This window comes from Streptomyces sp. NPDC006879 (genome assembly GCF_042869595.1).
Classification (GTDB): Bacteria; Actinomycetota; Actinomycetes; order Streptomycetales; family Streptomycetaceae; genus Streptomyces.
Window position 1 is genome coordinate 216539 of sequence record NZ_JBIAGC010000001.1, and the last position, 22051, is coordinate 238589.

Annotated in this window: 20 protein-coding genes; 12 read left to right on the forward strand and 8 right to left on the reverse strand. The window is 71.1% G+C overall.

All coding sequences use genetic code 11. The features are described 5' to 3' along the window. Positions 1-4: 4 nt before the first annotated feature. Positions 5-625, reverse strand: a complete 621-nt coding sequence (locus ACFYMC_RS01000; protein WP_388516800.1) for a TetR family transcriptional regulator — start codon at positions 623-625, stop codon at positions 5-7. 217 nt (positions 626-842) lie between these two features. On the opposite strand from ACFYMC_RS01000, the gene ACFYMC_RS01005 reads away from it, so the two are divergent. The 4 genes from ACFYMC_RS01005 (at position 843) to ACFYMC_RS01020 (ending at position 4769) form a co-directional block, all read left to right on the forward strand. Next, entirely contained in the window at positions 843-2159 is a 1317-nt protein-coding gene (locus tag ACFYMC_RS01005; RefSeq protein ID WP_388516803.1) for a glycosyltransferase family 4 protein, read from the forward strand. 82 nt (positions 2160-2241) lie between these two features. Continuing rightward, the gene (locus ACFYMC_RS01010; protein WP_388516806.1) at positions 2242-2976 is read left to right on the forward strand and encodes a class I SAM-dependent methyltransferase; all 735 of its coding nucleotides are present in this window, start codon (positions 2242-2244) and stop codon (positions 2974-2976) included. Beyond that, positions 2973-4055, forward strand: coding sequence for a prenyltransferase (locus ACFYMC_RS01015; protein ID WP_388516809.1), 1083 nt, complete (start codon positions 2973-2975; stop codon positions 4053-4055). The genes ACFYMC_RS01010 and ACFYMC_RS01015 overlap by 4 nt, the downstream gene beginning before the upstream one ends. Positions 4056-4223: 168 nt before the next feature. Then, positions 4224-4769, forward strand: coding sequence for a hypothetical protein (locus tag ACFYMC_RS01020; RefSeq protein WP_388516812.1), 546 nt, complete (start codon positions 4224-4226; stop codon positions 4767-4769). A gap of 77 nt (positions 4770-4846) precedes the next feature. Here ACFYMC_RS01020 and ACFYMC_RS01025 read toward each other — a convergent pair whose 3' ends face one another. From ACFYMC_RS01025 to ACFYMC_RS01040, 4 genes are all read right to left on the reverse strand, one after another. After that, complete coding sequence (locus ACFYMC_RS01025) at positions 4847-5857, reverse strand: LLM class F420-dependent oxidoreductase (RefSeq protein ID WP_388516815.1); 1011 nt, start codon at positions 5855-5857, stop codon at positions 4847-4849. Positions 5858-5986: 129 nt separating this feature from the next. Further along, positions 5987-6883, reverse strand: a complete 897-nt coding sequence (locus tag ACFYMC_RS01030) for a hypothetical protein (RefSeq protein WP_388516817.1) — start codon at positions 6881-6883, stop codon at positions 5987-5989. Between the two features lie 187 nt (positions 6884-7070). Next, a complete protein-coding gene (locus tag ACFYMC_RS01035; RefSeq protein WP_388516820.1) occupies positions 7071-8063 on the reverse strand; it encodes an N-acetylmuramoyl-L-alanine amidase in 993 nt (330 codons plus the stop codon). Between the two features lie 23 nt (positions 8064-8086). Further along, the gene (locus tag ACFYMC_RS01040) at positions 8087-8725 is read right to left on the reverse strand and encodes a class I SAM-dependent methyltransferase (protein WP_388516823.1); all 639 of its coding nucleotides are present in this window, start codon (positions 8723-8725) and stop codon (positions 8087-8089) included. A 456-nt stretch (positions 8726-9181) separates the two neighbouring features. Here ACFYMC_RS01040 and ACFYMC_RS01045 point away from each other — a divergent pair, with 456 nt between their 5' ends. Next, entirely contained in the window at positions 9182-11371 is a 2190-nt protein-coding gene (locus tag ACFYMC_RS01045; protein ID WP_388516826.1) for an acyl-CoA dehydrogenase, read from the forward strand. A 10-nt stretch (positions 11372-11381) separates the two neighbouring features. Beyond that, positions 11382-12587, forward strand: coding sequence for a lipid-transfer protein (locus ACFYMC_RS01050; protein WP_388516829.1), 1206 nt, complete (start codon positions 11382-11384; stop codon positions 12585-12587). A gap of 29 nt (positions 12588-12616) precedes the next feature. Here ACFYMC_RS01050 and ACFYMC_RS01055 read toward each other — a convergent pair whose 3' ends face one another. Then, on the reverse strand, positions 12617-13084 hold the full coding sequence (locus ACFYMC_RS01055; RefSeq protein ID WP_388516832.1) for a response regulator: 468 nt from the start codon (positions 13082-13084) through the stop codon (positions 12617-12619). Positions 13085-13315: 231 nt separating this feature from the next. Between ACFYMC_RS01055 and ACFYMC_RS01060 the strand changes: the two genes are divergently transcribed. The 3 genes from ACFYMC_RS01060 (at position 13316) to ACFYMC_RS01070 (ending at position 16372) form a co-directional block, all read left to right on the forward strand. Continuing rightward, positions 13316-14170 (forward strand): MaoC/PaaZ C-terminal domain-containing protein, encoded by an 855-nt coding sequence (locus ACFYMC_RS01060; RefSeq protein ID WP_388516835.1) that lies wholly within the window; start codon positions 13316-13318, stop codon positions 14168-14170. 153 nt (positions 14171-14323) lie between these two features. Next, positions 14324-15400, forward strand: coding sequence for a Zn-dependent alcohol dehydrogenase (locus ACFYMC_RS01065; protein ID WP_388516838.1), 1077 nt, complete (start codon positions 14324-14326; stop codon positions 15398-15400). A gap of 27 nt (positions 15401-15427) precedes the next feature. Continuing rightward, complete coding sequence (locus tag ACFYMC_RS01070) at positions 15428-16372, forward strand: 3-oxoacyl-ACP reductase (protein ID WP_388516841.1); 945 nt, start codon at positions 15428-15430, stop codon at positions 16370-16372. A 413-nt stretch (positions 16373-16785) separates the two neighbouring features. On the opposite strand, the gene ACFYMC_RS01075 is transcribed toward ACFYMC_RS01070, so the two are convergent. Next, positions 16786-16965, reverse strand: coding sequence for a hypothetical protein (locus ACFYMC_RS01075; RefSeq protein ID WP_388516844.1), 180 nt, complete (start codon positions 16963-16965; stop codon positions 16786-16788). Between the two features lie 227 nt (positions 16966-17192). Beyond that, positions 17193-18701, reverse strand: a complete 1509-nt coding sequence (locus ACFYMC_RS01080; protein WP_388516846.1) for a hypothetical protein — start codon at positions 18699-18701, stop codon at positions 17193-17195. A 297-nt stretch (positions 18702-18998) separates the two neighbouring features. Between ACFYMC_RS01080 and ACFYMC_RS01085 the strand changes: the two genes are divergently transcribed. The 3 genes from ACFYMC_RS01085 to ACFYMC_RS01095 are packed head-to-tail and all read left to right on the forward strand — an operon-like array spanning position 18999 to position 21903. Further along, the gene (locus ACFYMC_RS01085; protein ID WP_388516848.1) at positions 18999-19865 is read left to right on the forward strand and encodes a Nif3-like dinuclear metal center hexameric protein; all 867 of its coding nucleotides are present in this window, start codon (positions 18999-19001) and stop codon (positions 19863-19865) included. Beyond that, on the forward strand, positions 19862-20605 hold the full coding sequence (locus tag ACFYMC_RS01090; RefSeq protein WP_388517068.1) for a zinc ribbon domain-containing protein: 744 nt from the start codon (positions 19862-19864) through the stop codon (positions 20603-20605). Before ACFYMC_RS01085 ends, ACFYMC_RS01090 begins: the two co-directional genes overlap by 4 nt. Then, positions 20605-21903, forward strand: coding sequence for a bifunctional RNase H/acid phosphatase (locus ACFYMC_RS01095; protein ID WP_388517071.1), 1299 nt, complete (start codon positions 20605-20607; stop codon positions 21901-21903). Before ACFYMC_RS01090 ends, ACFYMC_RS01095 begins: the two co-directional genes overlap by 1 nt. Positions 21904-22051: the final 148 nt, after the last annotated feature.

Genomic DNA, 22051 nt, shown 5'->3' on the forward strand with positions numbered 1-22051 from the left:
GCCGTCAGCTCTGCTCGGGGGCCGTCAGGTCGATGAGCCGGCAGACCGTCTCGATGTCTATCTTCACCTGGGCGATCGAGGCGCGGCCGGAGAGCCAGGTGATCAGCGCCGAGTGCCAGGTGTGCTCGATCACCCGCACCGCGGAGAGTTGCTCGGCGGTCGCAGGCGCCTGGAGCCCCATCGCGTCCAGGATGATCGCTGTGGTGAGCCGCGAGACGGTGTCCACCTCGGGGCTGACGCTGCGGTCGGCGAAGGTCAGGGCGCGCACCATGGCGTCCGCGAGCTGGGGCTCGCGCTGGAGGGCGCGGAAGGCACGCATCAACGTCTGCGCCACTCGTTCGGCGGGCTCGTCCGAGGCCGGCGGGTGTTTGCGCAGGGTCGCGTGCATGTGCTGGAGCTGGTCCTGCATGGTCGCGACCAGGAGGTGCACCTTGGAGGGGAAGTAGCGGTAGAGCGTGCCGAGCGCAACACTGGAGGATTCGGCGACCTCCCGCATCTGGACCGCGTCGAAGCCGCCCCGGCTGGCCAGTTGGGCACTGGCGTGCAGGATGCGACGCCGGCGGGCTTCCTGGCGCTCCGTCAAGGGCGGGGAAGCGGGGTTGGCGGCTCGGGCTTCCGCTGTCATATGTCCCAATCCTGGCGTTCTGTGACATTCTTTCGCGCAGTGCTGGGGCTCAGCATGTCAGGAGCTCCAGTCGTGGCGCGAATCACCTGCCGTGGCTCTTACGGTGTGGTTTCCGGCGGGTAGATTCAATGCTCCTTGACCGGTCAAGTCTGAAACTTGTTCTAGATTAACCGAGCGGTTACGCTCCGGCGGAAATGTAGTGAGAAGGGGGCCGAGAGTGTCCGCTGAGGCCATGGTGGCGAGCCCTTTCACGGGTTCGACCACCGACGGCGAACGCCCGTTGCGCATTGCGCTCCTCACCTACAAGGGGAACCCGTTCTGTGGCGGCCAGGGCGTCTACGTCCGACACCTCTCGCGGGAGCTGGCCCGGCTCGGGCACACGGTCGAAGTCATCGGAGCCCAGCCGTACGCCGTGCTCGACGATGTCTCCGGGCCCGGCGTCGGCGCCCTGAGCCTCACCGAACTCCCCAGCCTCGACCTCTACCGGCAGCCTGACCCCTTCCGCACCCCCGCACGCGGCGAGTACCGGGACTGGGTGGACGCCCTGGAAGTCGCCACCATGTGGACCGGTGGCTTCCCCGAGCCGCTGACCTTCTCCCTGCGGGCCCGCCGCCACCTGGCGGCCCGACGCGGTGACTTCGACATCATCCACGACAACCAGACACTCGGGTACGGCCTCCTGGGCAACCTGGGCGCGCCCCTGGTCACCACCATCCACCACCCCATCACCGTGGACCGCCAGCTGGACCTCGACGCCGCCAAGGACCGCCTCAAACGGGTCTCGGTACGCCGCTGGTACGCCTTTACGCGCATGCAGAAGAGGGTCGCCCGCCGACTGTCGTCCGTACTGACCGTCTCCGGCTCCTCGCAACAGGAGATCGCCAGTCACCTCGGCGTCCCGCGCGACCGCATCCACGTGGTCCACATCGGCGCCGACACCGAACTGTGGTCCCCGGATTCGACCGTGGCCGAAGTGCCCGGGAGGATCGTCACCACCTCCAGTGCCGACGTCCCGCTCAAGGGCCTGGTGCACCTCGTCGAAGCCCTCGCCAAACTGCGCACCGAGCGCCCCGCCGCCCACCTCGTGGTCGTCGGCAAGCGTGCCGAACACGGGCCGGTCGCCCGCGCCATCGAACGCTACGGACTCCAGGGCGCCGTCGAATTCGTCAAGGGCGTCACCGACCGCGAACTCGTCGACCTGGTGCGCAGCGCCCAGATCTCCTGCGTTCCCTCCCTCTACGAGGGCTTCTCCCTCCCGGCCGCCGAGGCGATGGCCACGGGTACGCCGCTCGTAGCCACCACCGGAGGCGCGATTCCCGAGGTCGCCGGCCCCGACGGCGAAACCTGCCTGGCCGTCCCGCCGGGCGATGCCGAGGCGCTCGCCGCCGCACTCGGTCGCCTGCTGGACGACGACGCGCTGCGGGCCCGTCTCGGCGCCGCCGGTCGCGAGCGAGTCCTGGCCAACTTCACCTGGGCGAAGGCAGCCGAAGGGACCGTCGCGCACTACCGTGCGGCGATTGCTGCGGGCCGGTGACCGCCTCAGGGGCGCAGCCGATCCCCTTCCGACCATCCCGCTCCGAACCGCCCGCAACTCCCGACCACGAAGGCAGGCCCTCGTGCTGACCGTCGATTTCTCCCGGTTCCCGCTCGCCGCCGGCGACCGCGTACTCGATCTGGGCTGCGGCGCAGGCCGGCACGCGTTCGAGTGCTACCGGCGCGGCGCCCAGGTCGTGGCGCTCGACCGCAACGGCGAGGAGATCCGGGAGGTCGCCAAGTGGTTCGCGGCCATGAAGGAGGCGGGCGAGGCCCCCGTCGGTGCCACCGCCACCGCGATGGAGGGCGACGCGCTCGCGCTGCCCTTCCCCGATGACTCCTTCGACGTGGTCATCATCTCGGAGGTCATGGAACACATCCCGGACGACAAGGGCGTACTGGCGGAGATGGTCCGCGTCCTGCGCCCCGGCGGCCGGATCGCCATCACCGTGCCGCGCTACGGCCCGGAGAAGGTCTGCTGGGCACTTTCCGACGCCTACCACGAGGTCGAGGGCGGACACATCCGGATCTACCGGGCCGACGAACTGCTGGGGAAGATGAAGCAGGCGGGCCTCAAGCCCTACGGCACCCACCACGCGCACGGCCTGCACTCGCCCTACTGGTGGCTCAAGTGCGCCTTCGGCGTGGACAACGACCAGGCGTTGCCGGTGAAGGCGTACCACAAGCTGCTGGTCTGGGACATCATGAAGAAGCCGCTGGCCACCCGGCTCGCCGAACAGGCACTCAATCCGTTGATCGGCAAGAGCTTCGTGGCGTACGCGACCAAGCCGCACCTTCCCGCGGGCGCGGCGAAATGAGCTCCCCCGGGCGTACCGAGCGTCTCGCGTTGTCGGGAGTGCTCACCGCGGAGCAGGCCGCCGAGACCGTTGCCGCGATCTTGGCGGTGCAGCGCGAGGACGGCGCCATCCCCTGGTACCGAGGGCACCACCTCGATCCATGGGACCACACCGAGGCCGCCATGGCCCTGGACGCGGCGGGTGAGCACCAGGCCGCGGCCCGCGCCTACGAGTGGCTGGCCCGCCACCAGAACGGTGACGGCTCCTGGTACGCCGCCTACCCGGATACTCCTGAGGGGGTGCTCACCGACCGGCCCCAGGACGCCGGCAAGGAATCCAACTTCTGCGCCTACGTCGCCGTCGGCGTCTGGCACCACTACCTGTCCACCGGCGACGACGCCTTCCTGGAGCGGATGTGGCCGGTGGTCTACGCCGCGGTCGAGTTCGTCCTCGGTCTCCAGCAGCCCGGTGGCGCGATCGGCTGGAAGCGTGAGCCCGACGACACAGCGGTACCACAGGCGCTACTGACCGGCTGTTCCTCCATCTACCAGGCGCTGCGCTGCGCCCTGGCCATGGCCGGTCACCGCGAGGAGCCCCAGCCCGACTGGGAACTGTCGGCCGGCGCGCTGCGGCACGCGATCCTTCGTCACCCCGAGCGCTTCTTGGACAAGGACCGCTATTCGATGGACTGGTACTACCCGGTCCTCGGCGGGGCGGTGACCGGCACCGAGGCCAAGCAGCGGATCGAGGACCGCTGGGAGGAGTTCGTGGTCCCCGGGCTCGGCGTGCGCTGTGTGCTCCCCAACCCGTGGGTGACCGGTGGCGAAAGCTGCGAACTGGCACTCGCGCTCTGGGCGATGGGCGAATCGGACCGGGCTTTGGAGATCCTTCAGTCCCTCGGGCACCTGCGGGCCGAGGGCGGGCTGTACTGGACCGGCTACGTCTTCGACGACCGGGCCGTGTGGCCGGTCGAGCAGACCACCTGGACCGCGGGCTCCCTGCTGCTGGCCGTTGCCGCGCTCGGCGGGGACGAGGCTACGACGGCCGTCTTCGGCGGCCTTCAGTTGCCTGCCGGGCTCGATCCGGGGTGCTGCGCCTGAAGAGCGTGCGTCCCACCCGCCATACCTGACTGGCGGAGGGGTCTCACCCACCTGGGAGCATGGTCGGGCGGGTCGGGTGAACGACTCGAATGGGTGCTCCAGGTGGCGTGCCCCGGAGCGCGAAGCGAGGCTGCCAGCGGAAGCATCCGCCGCTCGTGGAGGTCTGTCGTGCTCCGTACCGCTCCGCTACGACGCGCCCTCGTAGCGCTGTTGCTCTCCTGCGCGATGCTGGCCGGAGCCACGGCCTGCGGAGCCGATGGCGACGCCGCGGCCGGCCCGACCGGGTCCGCGACCAGCGTTCCGGAGCAGCAGAGGTTCGCCAAGACCCGCTTCGTCGCGAATGCCGGCCTCGCTGCTGGTGCTACGTACCAGTGGATCGTCAAGCCCTATCGTGAGGGCCAGTTCAACAAGGGGGCGGACGGCCGCACCTTCGCCCTGGTCAAGGCGGGCCTGGCGGGCGCCTTCACCTACAACCGGCTGAAGGCGGCGGTGGAGAACGCCAAGGGGGACGAAACTCTGGCGAAGGCCGTGGCACCGCTGACGGCGGGTATCGAATCCCTGAAGGACCTCGGGACCAAACTCCGCAAGGGCGAAGTCAGCGACGCCGACATCGGCAGTTTCGAGGGCGTCATCAACAGCGTGAAGGACGCCGGCAGAAGCGCGGGCGCGGAGGTGAAGGACCAGGTGCCCTCCGCATCCCAGCTCGGCGGCTGACACGGCGCGCGCCGGGGCCGTCCGTCCGCCGCGACGGCCGGCCCCGGACGGTGCGCCCCTCAACGCCCGCCCCTGCATCAGGAGTTCAGATCGGCCAGTACTCGTAGCGTGTGTAGGTCCGCTGCGGTCACGAGGAGGTCGGTGACCGGTCCGGAGCGCCACAACTCCAGCCGCTCGGCAATCCGTTCCTTGGGTCCCACCAGCGAGATCTCGTCCGCGAAGGAGTCCGGTACCGCCCGTACTGCCTCGGCGCGGCGCCCGGCGAGGAAGAGCTGCTGGATCCGGCGCGCCTGCTCCTCGTAGCCCATGCGGGCCATCAGGTCCGCGTGGAAGTTGCGCGCCGCGTGGCCCATCCCGCCGATGTAGAAGCCGAGCATCGCCTTCACCGGCAGCAGACCCTCCGTCACGTCGCGGCACACCGAGGCGCGAGCCATCGGCGCGATGACGAAGTCTTTGGGGGCGTCCGCGATCGCCGCCCGGTAGGCGTCCAGGCGGGTGGGCGACCAGTACAGCGGGAGCCAGCCGTCTGCGATCCGGGTGGTCTGTGCGATGTTCTTCGGTCCTTCCGCGCCGAGGAGCACCGGCAGGTCGGGGCGGAGCGGATGGGTGATGGCTTTGAGGGGGCGGCCGAGACCGGTGCCGTCCGGTCCCGCGTATGGGTGGGAGTGATATCGCCCTGCCAGGTTCACGGGAGCCTCGCGCCGAAGCACCTGCCGGACCACGTCGACGTACTCGCGGGTCGCCGTCAGGGGGCTCGCCGGAAACGGGCGGCCGTACCAGCCCTCGACGACCTGGGGGCCGGACAGGCCGAGGCCGAGCATCATCCGGCCGCCGGACAGGTGGTCGAGGGTGAGCGCGTGCATGGCCGTTGCCGTGGGTGTGCGCGCCGCCATCTGGGCGATGGCGGTGCCCAGGCGGATCCGAGAGGTGTGGGCGGCGATCCAGGTCAGTGGAGTGAAGGCGTCGGAGCCCCAGGCTTCGGCGGTCCACACGGAGGCATAGCCGAGGCGCTCGGCCTCGACGGCGAGATCGAGGTGGTCGCGGGTGGGTTCGCGCCCCCAGTAGCCGAGTGCGAGTCCGAGGCGCACGGTGTCCCCTTCCAGTGCATCCCTTAACTGATGGAGCGTCAGGAGACTGTAGGGCAACGGCCCTCCGCCCGGAAGGGCGAAGGGCCGTCGTGCCTGTGGCTTTCGTCGTGCGCCCGCCGGGGGGCGCGGCTAGCCGCGCTGAATGCCGGAGGTGTCCTGGAGGACGCCGCGTCGGCCGTCCTGGGTCTGGGCCACCAGGGCCGACTGCCCGTACTGGTCCACGGCCAGGTACCAGGTGCCCGGAGCGAGTTCGGCGATCGGAGTGGGGGAGCCGTCCTCGGCGAACAGGGGGCGCGCGACCGGCACCGCGAACCAGAAGGCCGCGAAACCCGCCGCCGGGGCATGGGCGCCCGGTGCGCCGTGCTGGCCCGCGGGTTCGGGCTGGTCGTGCGCAGCCTGCTGCCCGTACGGGGCGCCGCCCTGCTGCTGATGGGGCTGCGGGGAGGCACTTCCCTGGTTGTGCTGGAGACCGGAGTCAAAGGGTTGCTGGCCCGCCGGCTGCTGGGCTCCCGGGTACCCATACCCGTGCCCGCCCTGCCCGCTGTAGGGCTGTGCGACCTGCGGGGTCGGGGTGGGGAGCAGGGGGGCGCCGAGCCCGGGGACCCGGGAGCCGAAGACCGCCGAGCCGGCGAGGGCTCCGGTGGCGAGGAAGGCGAGGACCGCGCCGATGCCCGGACCGTCCGTTTCCGGGCCGGTCATCAGTGACCACAGGGAGTTCCAGAACGCCGCCAGGGCCAGTGCACTGCCCCACTGGGCCAGGGACAGGCCGGCGAACTTGCGCCCCTCGGGCTGTAGGCGGCCCACGATGATCAGGGTTGCGGCGATCAGTCCCGTCAACACCACAGCCGGCAAGACGATGCCAAGGCCCGCGGTGTCCCAGGCGCTCGACAGGTCCTCTGCGTCGCAGACCACTGCGGATGCCCCGGAGCAGTCGCGGGAGTAGAAATCGAGGAACGAGGCGATGAACAGCATCACCGCTGCTCCGATCACCACGCCGTCACCTCGTGTGAGGGAGCGGATGTTCACTTGGGTGTCCTTCTCGGTCGTGTCGTCGGGGCGGTCTCGCGGTGGTGCGGAGGCCGGGCCCGTGGCCCGGCCCACCATCGTACGGATGTCGTACGCATCCCACCGGCCGGGTCCGGGACTCGCTTGGCCCTACCCCACCGGGCAGTGTGATGCCGGTGGTTCGCCGAACGCCGAGCCGCCCCGGGTCCTACCCGCCGAGGAAGCCGACGACGCCGTCCGCGATGCCCTGCGCCGCTTTCTGGCGCCAATCGGCGTTCGTCAGCAGCGCCGAGTCCCTGCCGTCACGCATATTGCCGCATTCGATGAACACCTTGGGCACGGTTGAGAGATTGAGGCCACCCAGGTCCTTGCGGACGACCAGACCGGTACCGCTGCCCACGTAGTTGGAGGGGGCGCTGCCGGTGGTGCGCACGAAGTTGCCCGCGATGCGTTCGCCCAGTTGGCGCGAAGGGTCCACGATGGCAGCGGTGTCCGCATCGCCGCCCTTGACCAGGGCGGGCAGGATGATGTGGAAGCCGCGGTTGCCGGCGGCGACGCCGTCCGCGTGGATCGAGACCACGGCGTCGGCCTCGGCCTCGTTGCCGATCCGCGCCCGTTCGTCGATGCACGGTCCCCAAGCCCGGTCGGCCTGGTGGGTGAGGACCACCTTCGCTCCCTGCTCCTCCAGGACGGTCCGCAGGCGGCGGGACACGTCGAGGGTGAACTCGGCTTCTTTGTAACCGGCATTGGTGGTGGTGCCGGTGGTGTCGCACTCCTTCTTGTTGGTGCCGATGTCCACGAGTTGGTTGATCTCACGGGTGTGCTGGAAGTTGCCCGGGTTGTGACCGGGGTCGATGACCACGGTGCGGCCGGTGAGCGGCAGGTGAGATCCGGCCCGGCTGGGCGTCGTCGAACCCGAGGGTGTGGGGGAGGGCTCCATGGAGGCGGAAGGGGTGGGAGTGGAAGAGTCGGAGGGGTGCGGGGTCGGGCTGGGGGAGGTCTGCCCGGCGAGTGGGAGTACCCGGGCGGGCTTGTCGTCGTCCGGTCCGTTCACGGCGTTCAGGAGCGTCCAACCGGCCAGCGCGGCCGGTAGGAGCGAGGCGAGGGCGATCGTCAGGGCGGGGCGGCGCAGCAGGCGCGGGCGGTCCGGACTGACCGCCGCGGTGGACTCCGGGGGCGGGGGACTGTCGTCGTACGGCACGTCGGCGATGCTAGGCCCTGTTCTCAGATCCCCGGCGAAACCCGACGCAGGACGCGCAGCGAGTCAGTCTTCGAGACCTCGGTGAAGCATCCGGACGCAAGGGCCCGGCGGTAGATCCGGTAGGGGGCCTGGCCGCCGTCGGCGGGGTCGGGGAAGACGTCGTGGATGACGAGCAGACCCCCGTGGGCGAGGTGCGGGGCCCATCCCTCGTAATCGCCTTGGGCGTGTTCCTCGGTGTGTCCGCCGTCGATGAACACCAGGCCCACCTCACCTCCCCAGGTGGCGGCCACCTGCGGCGAGCGGCCCACCACCGCGATGACGTGGTCTTCCAGGCCGGCCTTGAAAAGCGTTCGCCGGAAAGTGGGCAGGGTGTCCATCCGGCCGACCTCGTGGTCCACCACCGTCGGGTCGTGGTAGTCCCAGCCGGGCTGCTGTTCCTCGCTCCCGCGGTGGTGGTCGACGGTGACGGCCAGCAAGCCCGCCTCGCGGGCCGCGTCCGCGAGCAACAGGGTGGAGCGTCCGCAGTAGGTCCCCACTTCGAGTAGGGGCAGCCCCAGTCGGGTGGCTGTCACCGCCGCCTCGTAGAGCGCCAGCCCCTCACCGACGGGCATGAAGCCCTTGGCTTCCTCGAACGCGGCGAGGGTCGCGGGCTTGGGCGGCATGGTTCCTCCTGGCGGGGCTCGGCGTGCCCGGGGTGGCGCGCGGGGGTGGCCCGGACGTGGTGCTCCGAGCGTGCCCATGCTGCCCTACGCGTCAGTAGCCCGGGAGTGGGGGCCCGTCCTGCCCGCGAGGGGGCGTCAGTGATCCTTCCGGGTGGCGGTGGCGCCTGTGAGGGTCTCGCGGTGCCGGATGAGGCAGGACGCCGAAGAGGTCGCTCGGGAACGACTGCATCCGGCAGGTCCGGGTGATGGGACGACCTGGGTGGAGAAGAGGGCCCGGTGTCGGCGGTGAGGGGCCCGTTGAGGCCGTGAGGGGGCGAACCGGATCTCGACGCCCGCATCCGCGGGCTCGCGCGCCGTGGTGCGGCTCCACAACCGATCAGGTATCTGACCTTCCGTCAGATTGAAACGCGTTCTATTGTGGCCGCGACCGCTCCCCTCGACCCGGCGAGGATCCGTATGGGCATCGGAATCACCCAAGAACACGCGGAGTTGGCCGAGGCGGTGCGCGGATGGGTGGCGCGCGCAGTACCACCCGCCGAGGTGCGCAAACTCCTCGACGCACCACCCTCGGCCCACGTGGGACGCCCCGCCCACTGGGACGGCCTCGCCGCCCAGGGGCTCCTTGGTCTCCACCTGCCCAACGCGCTCGGCGGGGGCGGTGGCACGCTCGTCGACCTGGCCGTCGCCCTCGAAGCGGCTGCCGGGTGCGCTCTCCCCGGCCCCTACCTCCCCAGCGCCCTGACCTCCGCCGTCCTGAGCCGGGCCGGCTCCGCCGCCGCTGCCTCACTGGCTCCACTCGCCGACGGCCGCCGCATCGGCGCCATCGCCCTCAGCCCAGGTGCCCTGCGGGCGACACCCTCCCGAAACGGCCGCCACGTCCTGGACGGCACCGCCCCGCCGGTGCTCTGTGGCGCCGGGGCCGACCTGATCGTGCTGGCTGCCACGGCGGAAACCGGCACCCTGTGGTTCGCGTTGGACGCGGCGGCGCTGGAGACAAGGGCGCACGAGAGCGCCGACCCCACCCGCCCCACGGCTTCGGTCACCGCACACATGCTCCAGGTGCCCCGAGAACAATTGCTGGACCTGGACGGCGCACTCGTGACCGACCTGGCGGCCCTGCTCTTCGCCGCCGACGCCTGTGGCACCGCGACCTGGGCCCTGCGCACCGCGGTGGACCACGCGATCGTGCGCGAGCAGTTCGGCAGCCCGATCGGTCGATTCCAAGGCGTCAAGCACCTCTGCGCCGACATGCTGCTGCGCATCGAGCAGGCCCAGGCGCTGGTCTGGGACGCGGCCGTCGCGGCCGGCGAGCCCCCGGCGGTCCGCGGGCTGACCGCCGCCCTGGCCGCTGGGTCCGCCCTCGACGCCGCCTACTCCTGCGCCAAGGACTGCATCCAGATCCTCGGCGGCATCGGGTTCACCTGGGAGCATGACGCCCACCTCTACCTGCGCCGCGCCCTGGTGGCCCGCCAACTCCTCGGCCCCGGTGAGTCACACCGGCTGCGGGCCGTGCGCCTCGCCGAAGCCGGGGCGCGCCGTCAGCTCCGCGTGCGACTGCCGGAGGAGAGCCGCGGAGCAGCCGAGGAGCATCGCACCCGTGCGCGCGCGGTGATCGACCGTGCCCGCGGGCTGGGGCCGGCCGCGGCTCGGCGGACCCTGGCCGCCACCGGGTACGCCGCCCCGCATCTGCCGCCGCCGTACGGGCTGGGAGCCGGGCCGGTGCAGCAGCTGGTGGTGCAGGAGGTGTTTGAGGAGGCAGGGGTCCGGCTCAGTGATCTCGGCGTTGCCACCTGGGTGGTTCCCTCCCTCCTCGCGTACGGCACTCCCGGCCAGCGTGAGCGGCTCCTCGGGCCCACACTGCGAGGGGACGTGCAGTGGTGCCAGCTCTTCTCCGAGCCGGGAGCCGGTTCGGACCTCGCCGCACTGCGCACCCGGGCCGCTCCCGATCCCGCCGGGGGGTGGCGCGTCAACGGGCAGAAGGTCTGGACGAGTGCGGCGCAGAGCGCCGACTACGGCATCCTGCTCGCCCGCACCGACCCGCGGGCCCCGAAGCACCGGGGTCTGACCTTCTTCCTCGTCGACATGAAGGGGGGCCACGGCATCGACATCCGCCCACTGCGGGAGATCACGGGCGAGTCCCTCTTCAACGAGGTGTACTTCGACGAGGTTTGGCTCCCTGCGGACTCGGTGGTCGGAAGGGTGGGAGAAGGCTGGAGGGTGGCTCGTCACACGCTCGACAACGAGCGGGTTCACATGGCGGACCAGTTGACCTTCGGTGCCGGGGTGGAATCGCTGCTCGCCCGGGCGGGTGAGCTGGACGACTCCCACCGGGCGCGCATCGGAGCGCTGGCAGCCGAGGCACATGCCCTCGCCTGCCTCGGTCTGCGCACCACCATGCGGCAGGTGTCCGGCCGGGACGTGGGCGCCGGAGCGAGTGTGCGCAAGCTCGTGCAGACGACCCATCAGCAGCGCACGGCCGAGCTGGTGCTGGAACTCCTCGGGCCGTCGGGTGCGGTCGACGAAGGTGACGGACGCCGCGCCCTGCACGACGTGTTGATGTCGCGCTGCCTGACCATCGCCGGTGGCACCACTCAGGTGCAGCTCAACGTCGTAGCCGAGCGGATCCTCGGGCTGCCCCGGGATTGAGAGGAAGAACGTGAAGACCCTGGTTGCCGGCGTGGGCATGACGAAGTTTGAGAAGCCGCAGTCGCGGGACTGGCAGTACTGGGACATGGCCGCAGAGGCGGGCCGGGCCGCACTGCTCGATGCGGGAGTCGCGTACGACCTGGTTCAGCAAGTGGTGGTCGGATACTGCTTCCAGGCCTCCACCGCAGGCCAGCGGGCCGTATACGAGTTGGGGCTGACCGGCGTGCCCGTCTACAACGTCAACAACAACTGCGCCACCGGCGCCACGGCGCTCATGCTGGCCAGACAACTCGTGGAGGGTGGTCTGAGTGACTGTGTGCTCGCGCTCGGCTTCGAACAGATGAAGCGGGGTCCGTTGGGCGCCGGTGCGGACGGCGGGGACTTCGCGCTGTCGCCGGTGGCCCGCCACTACGGCGTCATGGCGCGGTCCCACGGTTTTGAGATGTCACCGCCGACCGCCCAGATCTTCGGGAACGCGGCTCGGGAGCATATGGAGCGGTACGGCACCACCGAGGTGCAGCTGGCGGCCGTGGGTGCCAAGAACCACGGCCACTCGGCGAACAACCCGAACGCGCAGTTCCAGGAAGTGTTCACGGTGGCTGAGGTACTGGCCGCGAAGAGCGTCCATCCGCCGCTGACGAGGTTGCAGTGCTCGCCCACGTCGGACGGGGCGGCGGCCTGCCTCGTGGTGTCCGAGCGCTTCCTCGCCGAGCAGGCGAGGCGGCATCGGGGCGTGGAGATCCTGGCCCAGGCGATGGCGACGGACACGGAGGCCAGCTTCGCCTCCGGTTCCTGTATCGACGTGGTCGGCAGGCCGATCTCGCGGGAGGCGGCGGGGCGGGTGTACGAGCGTTCCGGGCTCGGCATAGAGGACGTCGACGTCATCGAACTGCACGACTGCTTCTCCATCAACGAGCTGTTGACCTACGAGGCGCTCGGGATGTGCGCGGACGGCCTCTCCGGCAGGCTCGTGGAGTCCGGGGCGACCACCTACGGCGGACGCTGGGTCGTCAACCCGTCCGGGGGGCTGATCTCCAAGGGCCACCCGTTGGGGGCGACCGGCTTGGCGCAGACGGCTGAGCTGGTGTGGCAGTTGCGCGGGGAGGCGGGGGCGCGCCAGGTCCCTGGGGCCCGGGTCGGGTTGGCCCACAACATCGGCCTCGGCGGCGCCGCGGTGGTCACCCTGTTGCGAGGGCCGGCGGGCCCGGGAGGCTGAAAGGGTGCCGCCTTGGAACCGGTCCGCACTCAGGCCGTGCCAGGGGCGGGAGGTTCCGGGCTGTGCGTGCCGAAGATCGGGTCGAAGACCTGCTCGCCGGTCAGGGAGCGGCGGATCGCATCGGTGATGCCCTCGATGGGCAGGTGGCGCAGGACGAGTCCGGCCGCACCTGCCTCCAGGGCGCGGTCGAGGAGCCCCGGTCGGGCTGACGGCGTCAGGAGTAGCACGCGACAGTCGGGCGCCTCGTCCCGGAGCGCGGTGGCGGCCTGTAGTCCGCAGCCATCGGGGAGTTCGAGGTCGAGGAGGGCCACGTGGGGGCGGCTGGTGAGGGTGGCGGTCACCAGGTCCTCGCCTCGGCCCGGCCGGGCGACCACCTCGATGTCTTCCTGGAGGCCGAGGAGCAGGGCCAGCCCGCTTCCGGACGCGCCTGCGTCCTCCTCCGCCAGTAGAACGCGTAGCGACTTCGTGGGCCGGTGGTCCCGGGGCATCTCCGCCATCTGGTCAGGGTAGGTCGGGCGGGCTTCGACGGGGTGTGACACCGCAGCCGCACATTTGATCTGACGTCACGTCAGGGTTCTTCCAAAGTCCGAGGGGGTGCGTTATACATAGGGCCATCGACCTAGAACGCGTTCTAGTGTTGCCTCGGTCGATCCGAAGCGACCTCGGTGCGGCCGACGGTGCGGACAGTCGCGCCGAGGTCTTCCTCCAGTCCAAGGAGCAGCATCTCCATGCCGATCGATGCCGCGAAGGCACTCGCCGCCGACCCCCGTACCCACCAGATCAGCTGGGACCACAAGGACGTTCTGCTGTACCACCTGGGCCTTGGGGCGGGGTGCCCCGCCACCGACCCGAGCGAGCTGAAGTACACCCTTGAGTCTCGCCTGCACGTCCTGCCCAGCTTCGCCACCGTCGCCGGTTCCGGCATGGCGATGCTCGGCGGACTGGGCGCCCCCGGCATCGAAGTCGACCTCGCGGCGGTCCTGCACGGCGGACAGGCCATCACACTGCACCGGCCGATCCCGGTCCGGGGCGCTGCGGACACCAGCTCCCGCGTGGTGGCGGTGTACGACAAGACGAAGGCGGCCGTGGTGGTGCTGCGTTCCGAGGTGTCGGACGCGGACGGGCCGCTGTGGACCAGCGAGGCGGACATCTTCGTGCGGGGAGAGGGCGGATTCGGCGGCGACCGGGGCCCCGCACGGCGCCAGGAAGCGCCGACCGGCGAACCGGACCACACGGTCGAGCGGTTCATCCGCGAGGACCAGGCGCTGCTCTACCGGCTCTCCGGAGACTGGAACCCCCTCCATGCCGACCCCGAGTTCGCCCGCCGTGCCGGCTTTGACCGGCCCATCCTGCACGGGTTGTGTTCCTACGGCATGACACTCAAGGCCGTGGTCGACACCGTCCTCGACGGCGAGGTGTCGCGCGTGCGCTCCTACCGCACCCGTTTCGCCGGGATCGCCTTCCCCGCGGAGACCTTGAGGATCCGGATGTGGGTCTCGTCCGGGACGGTTCGGGCCTCCGTCTCGGCCGCCGAGCGGGACGACGCACCAGTCCTCCTCGACACGGTCGTCGAGTACGCCTGAGATCCGCCCGGCGAGGGGGAACGGCGTACCCGGCCTTTCGCACGGGCCGGGTACGCCCACCTCGAACGCGAGCTGACGGGAGGCCGTAGCCACCCGCGAACTCGGTACTTCCGGTTCACCCGACCGGATTACCCGGCACGAGAGGAGCCGCACATGCGCGCAGCACTCCAGAGCGAGATCGGCCAGGACAAGCTGGAGGTGGTGGACGACGTCGAGGCGGTGGGCTTCGGCCCGGGCAAGGTCAGGATCCGGATCCGGGCCACCGGGCTGTGCCATTCGGACCTGTCGGCGATGAGCGGGGTACTGCCCCAACCCGCCCCCTTCGTCCCTGGGCACGAGGGAGCCGGAGAGGTCGTCGCGGTCGGCGAGGGGGTCACCCACCTCAGCCCGGGCGATCGGGTGCTGGTCTGTTGGCTCCCGGCGTGCGGCGGATGCCCAAGCTGCAAACGCGGCCAGAGCCACCTGTGCCTGGCCGGGTTCATGAACGCCGGCACGCCCAACTTCACACGTCCACAGGGTGACGTGTTCGGCTTCGCGGGTACCGGCACCTTCGCTGAGGAGATCGTGGTCGCCGCCGGTTGCGCCGTGCGGATCCCCGACGACGTGCCGTACGACATCGCCGCCCTCATCGGCTGCGGAGTGACCACCGGGCTGGGAGCCGCCATCAACACGGCCAAGGTGGAGGCGGGTGCCTCGGTCGCGGTGATCGGCTGCGGCGGGGTGGGCATCTCCACGATCCAAGGTGCTCGGGTCCAGGGAGCGGCCCAGATCGTCGCGGTGGACCCGGTCGCCTCCCGCCGCGAGGCGGCACTGCGCTTCGGTGCCACCGAAGCGGTCTCCCCGCAGGAGTTCGCGGACGCCCGACAACGCGTGACGGCGGGCGAGGGATTCGACTACGTCTTCGAAGTCGTCGGCAAGTCCGCCACCGCCCACACCGCGTATGAGATGACTCGGCGCGGCGGCACGATGTGCGTGGTCGGGGCCGGTGCCCTGGACGACAACTTCCAGGTCAACATGTTCTCGTTGTTCTTCGACGAGAAGCGGATCCTGCCCTCGCTGTACGGCGGCGGAGACGTCAGTCGGTCCTACGAGCGGACCATCGCCCTGTGGCGTGCCGGCCGGATCGACTTGGACGGGCTGATCACCCACCGGGTGCGGCTCGGTGAGATCAACGAAGCCCTGGACCAGATGCGCACCGGCACGGCCCTGCGCACCTGCATCGAGCTCTGACCGCCCACCTCGGAGAAGAGGACGCTGATGTCACTGCCACTTGAGGGGCTGTCCGCCGTGGTCACCGGCGCGGGGCGCGGTCTCGGTCGTGCCGAGGCCATCGAACTCGCCCGGCTCGGTGCACGGGTGGTCGTCAACGACCTCGGCCAAGCCGGACGCGACGGATCGGGTGAGGCAAGTGCCGCCCCGGCCGAGGCGGTGGCGGCCGAGATCCGGGCGGCCGGCGGGGAGGCGGTTGCGCACCTCGGTGACGTAGCCGACTTCGAGCAGGCCCGGCAGCTGATCTCGCTGGCCGTAAAACGATTCGGCCGACTCGACGTGCTGATCAACAACGCGGGCATCCTCCGCGACCGCATGGTCTTCTCCATGTCGGAGGAGGAGTGGGACGCAGTCATCCGAGTCCACCTCAAAGGCCACTTCAACACCACCCGCTTCGCCGCGGCCCACTGGCGCGATCGGTCCAAGGCGGCGGGCGGGCCCGTTTACGGACGGATCGTCAACACCTCCTCGGAGGCCTTCCTGGCCGGGTCGGCGGGGCAGCCGAACTACGCCGCGGCCAAGGGCGCGATCGTGGGCCTGACGACCTCGACGGCGTCGGCACTCGGGAAGTACGGGGTCACGGCCAACGCCATCTGCCCCCGGGCGCGCACCCGGATGACCGAAGACGTCTTCGCCGGTTTCGAAGTACCCGAAGAGGGCCGGCTCGACCCCTTGGCTCCCGAGCACGTCTCGCCGCTCGTGGGCTACCTCGCTTCGCCGTCCGCAGCGGCGGTGACCGGCCAGCTCTTCGTGGTGCACGGGGGGATCGTGGCGGTGATGGAGCGGCCGAGGGTAGCCGCCCGCTTCGACACCGCGAAGGACGTGTTCACGTACGAGGAGCTGGACGGCCTGCTCACGCCCCACTACGCGGATCGGCCGGCCGGCGAGACCTTCGCCGCTGGTGAGGTCCTCGGGCTTCGGCACGGTGGTTGAGGCCGCTGGGTCCGGCCGGGAGGCTCCGCGTTGATCTTGCGGCGTCGTCCACGGACCGACGAGGCGGGGCCCGATCCTGCGGGGCGAGGCCGTTCAGTTCAGGAGTCGGGAAGCGCCGGGTGCGGGTGGCCCCGTACCGCACGGCGCCAGCGGTGCGTGTGGCGGCAACCAGGCCCGCCCCCGGCGTGGTTGTGCGCCGTGACCGGCAGGGTTCGGCGGCGCCCGGCGAACCCTGCCGGTCACGACACCAGGGGCTGCCCCGCACTACCTGGTAGGTCAGCGTGTGGCGTCAGGCGTGGTGCATCGCACGGCGGAAGGTCGCCTTCGCACCGGGTGCGCTCGGGCGATTCGACAACGCAGCGAGACGCCGTAGCTGACGCCGCACGCCCGCCAGGTATTGCGGGACAGGCCTCTTAGGCGGCGTGTTCCCCGGCAGTCGCCTCCGCCGGGCGACGGTGCCGCCCGTGGGCGGGTGCAGCCGGTTCCTCGGTGGGAGCCGCGCCCCCACGGTGCCGGCCGTGACCGGCCTCGGCCTGCGCGGCGCCCACCCCGGGAAGGCGCGCCTCGGTCGTGTCGGTTGTCGTCTCAGACATGGTGGGAAGTCACTCCGTTGCTTCGCTCCGTACCGTCCTGCTGCCGCGGGGCCAGTGGCAGCCCGGGGGACCACCCTCCCTACGGCCCGGCCGTTTCCCATCGCCCGTGTGCCCCTGGGCGTCCTGGCCGGGTACGGATGCGCAGCCCCCGATCATGAATCTAATCAGACCTGACGCCTCACCCAAACTCGATGACGCACGTTCCCACAACGTGCGTCACCGACTGTTCAGCCTTTGGTCAACGGTGCCTGTTGGAGCGGTACGGGTCGGTGCGCGCAGTGCCGAGCCGGCTCCTCGCACCACCCGTTCGAGGAATGCTCGGCCGGCGTGCTGACCACTACGTCCGGCGGCGGTTCGGGGAAGGTCAACGCGGCTACCCCGCACGCCGTCTGCGCGGTTGCGTAAGGCAACCGCAGCACGCCCTGTTGGGTCCACAGTCCGGCGCCGGGCAGCCAGCCGGGAGGTGCGGGAAGCTGGAACAGCCGGCGCCCGGTGGGGCGCCAGATGCCGAGCCAGCTCGCGTTGCCCGGAGCGTCGATGCGCAGCGCGACCGCGCAGTTCTCCGGCATCAGCACCTGCCCGGGCTGAACGGCGAACGGCGTCGGCGTGCCCTCGACCGGGCGGAGGCACTCGGGGAAGCGCACGGGTCGCGAACTCCCCAACACCCCCCAACCCAAGCGGTGTTCTCCTGGCGCGTCGGATCGGATCACCAACAGTCCGCTGTCCGGGTCGGCGAGCAGCAGTCGGTCGTCGCTGTGCGCGGCGATCTGCAGCAGCGGCGACACCCGGCCACCCCCGCGCAGGTCCACCGCCACGGTCTTGGCCCGACCGCCTGAGCCACCGTCGATCTCCTGATCGAGTGCGAGCAGGCCGCCCGCACGATCGAGCCAGACCCCACCGGAGCAGCGGCCGGGTACGTCGAGGACGTGCTCCGGCCCGAAGCCACCGCCCACGACCAGCCACAGCCCGGTGGCGCTCCCCCGGGCACCGGAGGTGAGCGCGTACACCCGACCACCGTCCGGGCACGGGGGCAACAGCGTCAGGCGCTCGGCGTCGATCGTGCCCAACGGGACCGAACCGGTGCCCGGCCCGGTCGGGTAGAGCAGGGCGAACGAGTGCTGGCCGGCTACCCGACGGTGGATCAGCACCCGACCGTCGTCGAGGGCCGCGAGTTCGGCGTCCGGCTCCTCCGGTTGCTGGAGGGGCAGCGGGACCGCATACGGCTCCGGTCCGTCGAGGGTCCACCGCTCGGGGAAACACGAGTCGGCGACCGTGGTCAGTCGGGCGGCGTACGCCCCGTTCGCGGACAGCGCGAACCCCGCGGCCGGTCGCACTCCCCGGGGGCCGGGCCCCACGGTCTGCTGGGCGACCGGGGCGCCGGGTGGGCCCGCGGTGGTCGCTCCGGCCTCGTCGGGTGCAGCCGTCGAGGGCGCCACCCCAATCGTGATCGCCGCGGTGGCACCGGTGTTCACGGGGCCGATGGCACTGGCGGCCCCCGGTGGGGCCGGGGGAGCGCTCACCCCCGAGCGCAGGACGCGACGCCCCTTGCCGGCGTTGGCACCGGCGGGGGTTCTCGCACCCGGTTCGCCTTCGGCCGGGGTCGAGGATCCGGGCGCGTCGCCTTTCTCGGTCGTGCTCGTAGCCGCGGGCGCGGCACCCGCAGTGGCGTTCGCCGGGGTCCCGGGGCCGGAACCGCGGCCGGTCGCCGCGGCCGACTCTGTGGCACAGGCTGTCATCGGTTGGTCACCTCCAGCGAGGAAGCTAGTTATCGCACTTCCTGCCGAACAACACGAGAACCCCTGCTTCACACATAAGGGTGGCGGGGTCGGGATTCTCCTGAGCGGGCGGATGCGGCTGTGCTGCCGGGTGGTAACAGGGGCCCTCCCGAGGGGCGGACGGGTCCCGCTGCGGTGGCCGGGGCACCTCACTTCGGCAGCCCTGCGAGGGGCCGGTCCGGGCAGTGGCGGGCGGGCGCCGATGCGAAGGGGGCTGCTGGTCGGTAGGGCGGGTGCGACGGGCGGTAGCCTTGGCCCGTGCCCCGACTGTCTGAAGTAATCGCCGCGCTCGACGCTCTTTGGCCCCCCGAGCGGGCCGAGCAGTGGGACGCTGTCGGTACCGTCTGCGGTGATCCGCAGGCTGAGGTACGGCGAGTGCTGTTCGCCGTCGACCCGGTGCAGGAAGTCGCCGAGGAGGCCGTGGAGCTGGGTGCAGACCTCCTGGTCACCCACCACCCCCTCTATCTCCGGGGCACCACCACCGTGGCCGCCGACACCTTCAAGGGCCGTGTCGTCCACACCTTGATCAAAGCGGACATCGCCCTCCACGTCGCGCACACCAACGCCGACACCGCCGATCCCGGGGTGTCCGACGCGCTGGCCGGCGCGCTGGACCTGAGGATCACCGGCCCCCTGGTGCCCGATGCCAGCGACCCGCAGGGGCGCCGAGGACTGGGCCGGATCTGTGTACTGGACCACCCCGAAACCCTGCGCGAGTTCGCGGCCCGCGCAGCTGCTCGACTTCCGCACACCGCGCAGGGCGTACGGATCGCCGGCGACCCCGAGGCGGTGATCCGTACCGTCGCGGTCAGCGGCGGATCGGGAGACAGCCTCTTCAGCCAGGTGCGGGCCGCCGGCGTGGACGCCTTCCTCACCGCTGACCTGAGGCACCACCCCGTTTCCGAAGCCCGCGAAACCAGCCCGCTCGCATTGGTCGACGCCGCGCACTTCGCCACCGAGTGGCCGTGGTGCGAACAGGCCGCGGCCCAGCTCGACGCGCTCTCCGAACGACACGGCTGGGGCCTGCGCACCCATGTCTCGCACAAGGTCACCGACCCCTGGACCGCGCACGCCGCGTCCCCCCGAACCCCGTCCCGACACGACTACTCTGGAGCCCCCAACTGAACGCCGAGCCCGCCGACCAGATCCGACTTCTCGACCTCCAGGCCCTGGACGTACGGCTGTCGCAGCTCGCGCACAAGCGCCGCTCACTTCCCGAGCACGCCGAGCTCGACTCGCTCACCAAGGATCTGGTGCAGCAGCGCGACCTGTTGGTCGCCGCGCAGACGCAGGAGAGCGACACCGCCCGCGAGCAGATCAAGGCCGAGCAGGACGTCGACCAGGTGCGCCAGCGCGCCGTCCGCGACCAGCAGCGTCTCGATTCCGGCGCGGTGAGCTCGCCCAAGGACCTGGAGAACCTCCAGCGCGAGATCGCCTCCCTCGCCAAGCGCCAGGCCGACCTCGAAGACGTGGTGCTGGAGGTCATGGAACGCCGCGAGGCCGCGCAGGAGCGCGTCACCGAGCTGACCGAGCGTGTCTCCTCGATTCAGACCAAGGCCGATGACGCGACCACCCGCCGCGACGCCGCCACCGCCGAGCTCGACGCGGAGGCGGAGACCGCGGGCAAGGAGCGCGAGGTCGTTGCCGGTTCCGTGCCCGCGGATCTGCTCGCGCTGTACGAGAAGGTCCGCACCAAGCAGGCGGGCGTCGGTGCGGCCAAGCTCTACCAGCGCCGCTGCCTGGGCTGCCAGATCGAGCTGGACGTCGCCGAGATCAACGAGATCAAGGCCGCACCCCGCAACAAGGTGGTGCGCCACGAGAACTGCGGTCGCATCCTGGTCCGTACGGCCGACTCGGGTCTGTGATGGGGCTCACCCGGCTGGTGGTCGAGGCCGACGGGGGATCCCGGGGCAACCCGGGGCCCGCCGGCTACGGCGCGGTCGTCCTTGACCCCCAGACCGGCGAGACCCTGGCGGAGCGCGCCGAGTTCATCGGCGTGGCGACCAACAACGTTGCCGAGTACAAGGGGTTGGTCGCGGGCCTGAACGCGGCCCGTGAGCTCGCGCCGGACCTGCCGGTGCTCGTGCGGATGGACTCCAAGCTGGTCGTCGAGCAGATGTCCGGTCGTTGGAAGATCAAGCACCCCGACATGAAGCCGCTCGCGGCCGAGGCCGGTCGGATCTACCCGGCCGGCCAGGTGACCTACCAGTGGATTCCGCGGGAGCAGAACAAGCACGCGGACCGGCTCGCCAACGAAGCGATGGACGCCGGCAAGCGCGGAGTCGCGTGGGAGCCCGCGAACTCCTCCGCGGCCCTGTCCGGGGGCGGGTCCCCTCCCAAGGCCGGTAGTGCGCCCTCGGGGCCGCCCGGAGACGCGGCGGCGGGGGCGGCCAAAGCCCGAGCCGCCCTCGCGGCCGGGGCGAGCCGGGCGGGTTCCTCCGGGGCGGCCTCGGAGGGTCCTGCGGGCGCCGCACGGGAACACGTCCAGCCTGAGGGGGCCTCGGCGGCGCCGGGCTGGTCGGGGCCTGATCTAGGCACTCCCGCCACCTTTGTCCTGTTGCGTCACGGCGAGACCGCGTTGACGCCCCAGAAGCGTTTCTCCGGCAGCGGCGGCACGGACCCGGAGCTGTCCGCGGTCGGTGGCCGGCAGGTCGCGGCCGTCGCCGACGCCCTCGCCGCCCGCGGCACGATCCAGGCGGTCGTTGCTTCCCCCCTGACCCGCTGCCGGCAGACGGCGCGGGTCGTAGCCGACCGGCTCGGCCTCGACGTCTCCGTCGAGGAGGGGCTGCGGGAGACGGACTTCGGTGCTTGGGAGGGGCTCACCTTCGCCGAGGTGCGCGAGCGCTACTCCGAGGACCTCGAAGCCTGGCTCGCCTCGCCCAAGGCCGCACCCACCGGCGGCGAGAGCTTCGCGGCGGTCACCCGCCGGGTGTCGGCCGCCCGGGACCGCCTGTTGGTGCGGTACGCGGGCCGTACGGTGTTGCTCGTCACCCATGTGACCCCGGTGAAGACCCTGGTCCGGCTTGCGCTGGGCGCTCCGCCGGAGTCCTTGTTCCGCATGGAGCTCTCCGCGGCCTCCCTCTCCGCGGTCGCCTACTACGCGGATGGCAACGCCTCGGTAAGGCTGTTGAACGACACCTCGCACCTACGCCCCGCCCCGTGAACGGTTTCGCCCCCAGGACTTCCCCGGGCGGAGCGCCTGGGAGGCCGGGGCGGTCCTCCTGTCCGCGGCGCTGAGCTGCCGGGTGCCCGCGGGTGCTGCCTGCGCTTCGCTCGTCCTTGCGCTGCGGGGCCCTGTCGACGGCATCGCG

Excerpts from the sequence above, each read along its gene's own strand:
- ACFYMC_RS01000 (WP_388516800.1), bottom strand. The coding sequence starts at position 625 with ATGACAGCGGAAGCCCGAGCCGCCAACCCCGCTTCCCCGCCCTTGACG.
- ACFYMC_RS01015 (WP_388516809.1), top strand. The coding sequence starts at position 2,973 with ATGAGCTCCCCCGGGCGTACCGAGCGTCTCGCGTTGTCGGGAGTGCTC.
- ACFYMC_RS01040 (WP_388516823.1), bottom strand. The coding sequence starts at position 8,725 with ATGCCGCCCAAGCCCGCGACCCTCGCCGCGTTCGAGGAAGCCAAGGGC.
- ACFYMC_RS01045 (WP_388516826.1), top strand. The coding sequence starts at position 9,182 with ATGGGCATCGGAATCACCCAAGAACACGCGGAGTTGGCCGAGGCGGTG.
- ACFYMC_RS01055 (WP_388516832.1), bottom strand. The coding sequence starts at position 13,084 with ATGGCGGAGATGCCCCGGGACCACCGGCCCACGAAGTCGCTACGCGTT.
- ACFYMC_RS01060 (WP_388516835.1), top strand. The coding sequence starts at position 13,316 with ATGCCGATCGATGCCGCGAAGGCACTCGCCGCCGACCCCCGTACCCAC.
- ACFYMC_RS01065 (WP_388516838.1), top strand. The coding sequence starts at position 14,324 with ATGCGCGCAGCACTCCAGAGCGAGATCGGCCAGGACAAGCTGGAGGTG.
- ACFYMC_RS01070 (WP_388516841.1), top strand. The coding sequence starts at position 15,428 with ATGTCACTGCCACTTGAGGGGCTGTCCGCCGTGGTCACCGGCGCGGGG.
- ACFYMC_RS01075 (WP_388516844.1), bottom strand. The coding sequence starts at position 16,965 with ATGTCTGAGACGACAACCGACACGACCGAGGCGCGCCTTCCCGGGGTG.
- ACFYMC_RS01080 (WP_388516846.1), bottom strand. The coding sequence starts at position 18,701 with ATGACAGCCTGTGCCACAGAGTCGGCCGCGGCGACCGGCCGCGGTTCC.
- ACFYMC_RS01095 (WP_388517071.1), top strand. The coding sequence starts at position 20,605 with ATGGGGCTCACCCGGCTGGTGGTCGAGGCCGACGGGGGATCCCGGGGC.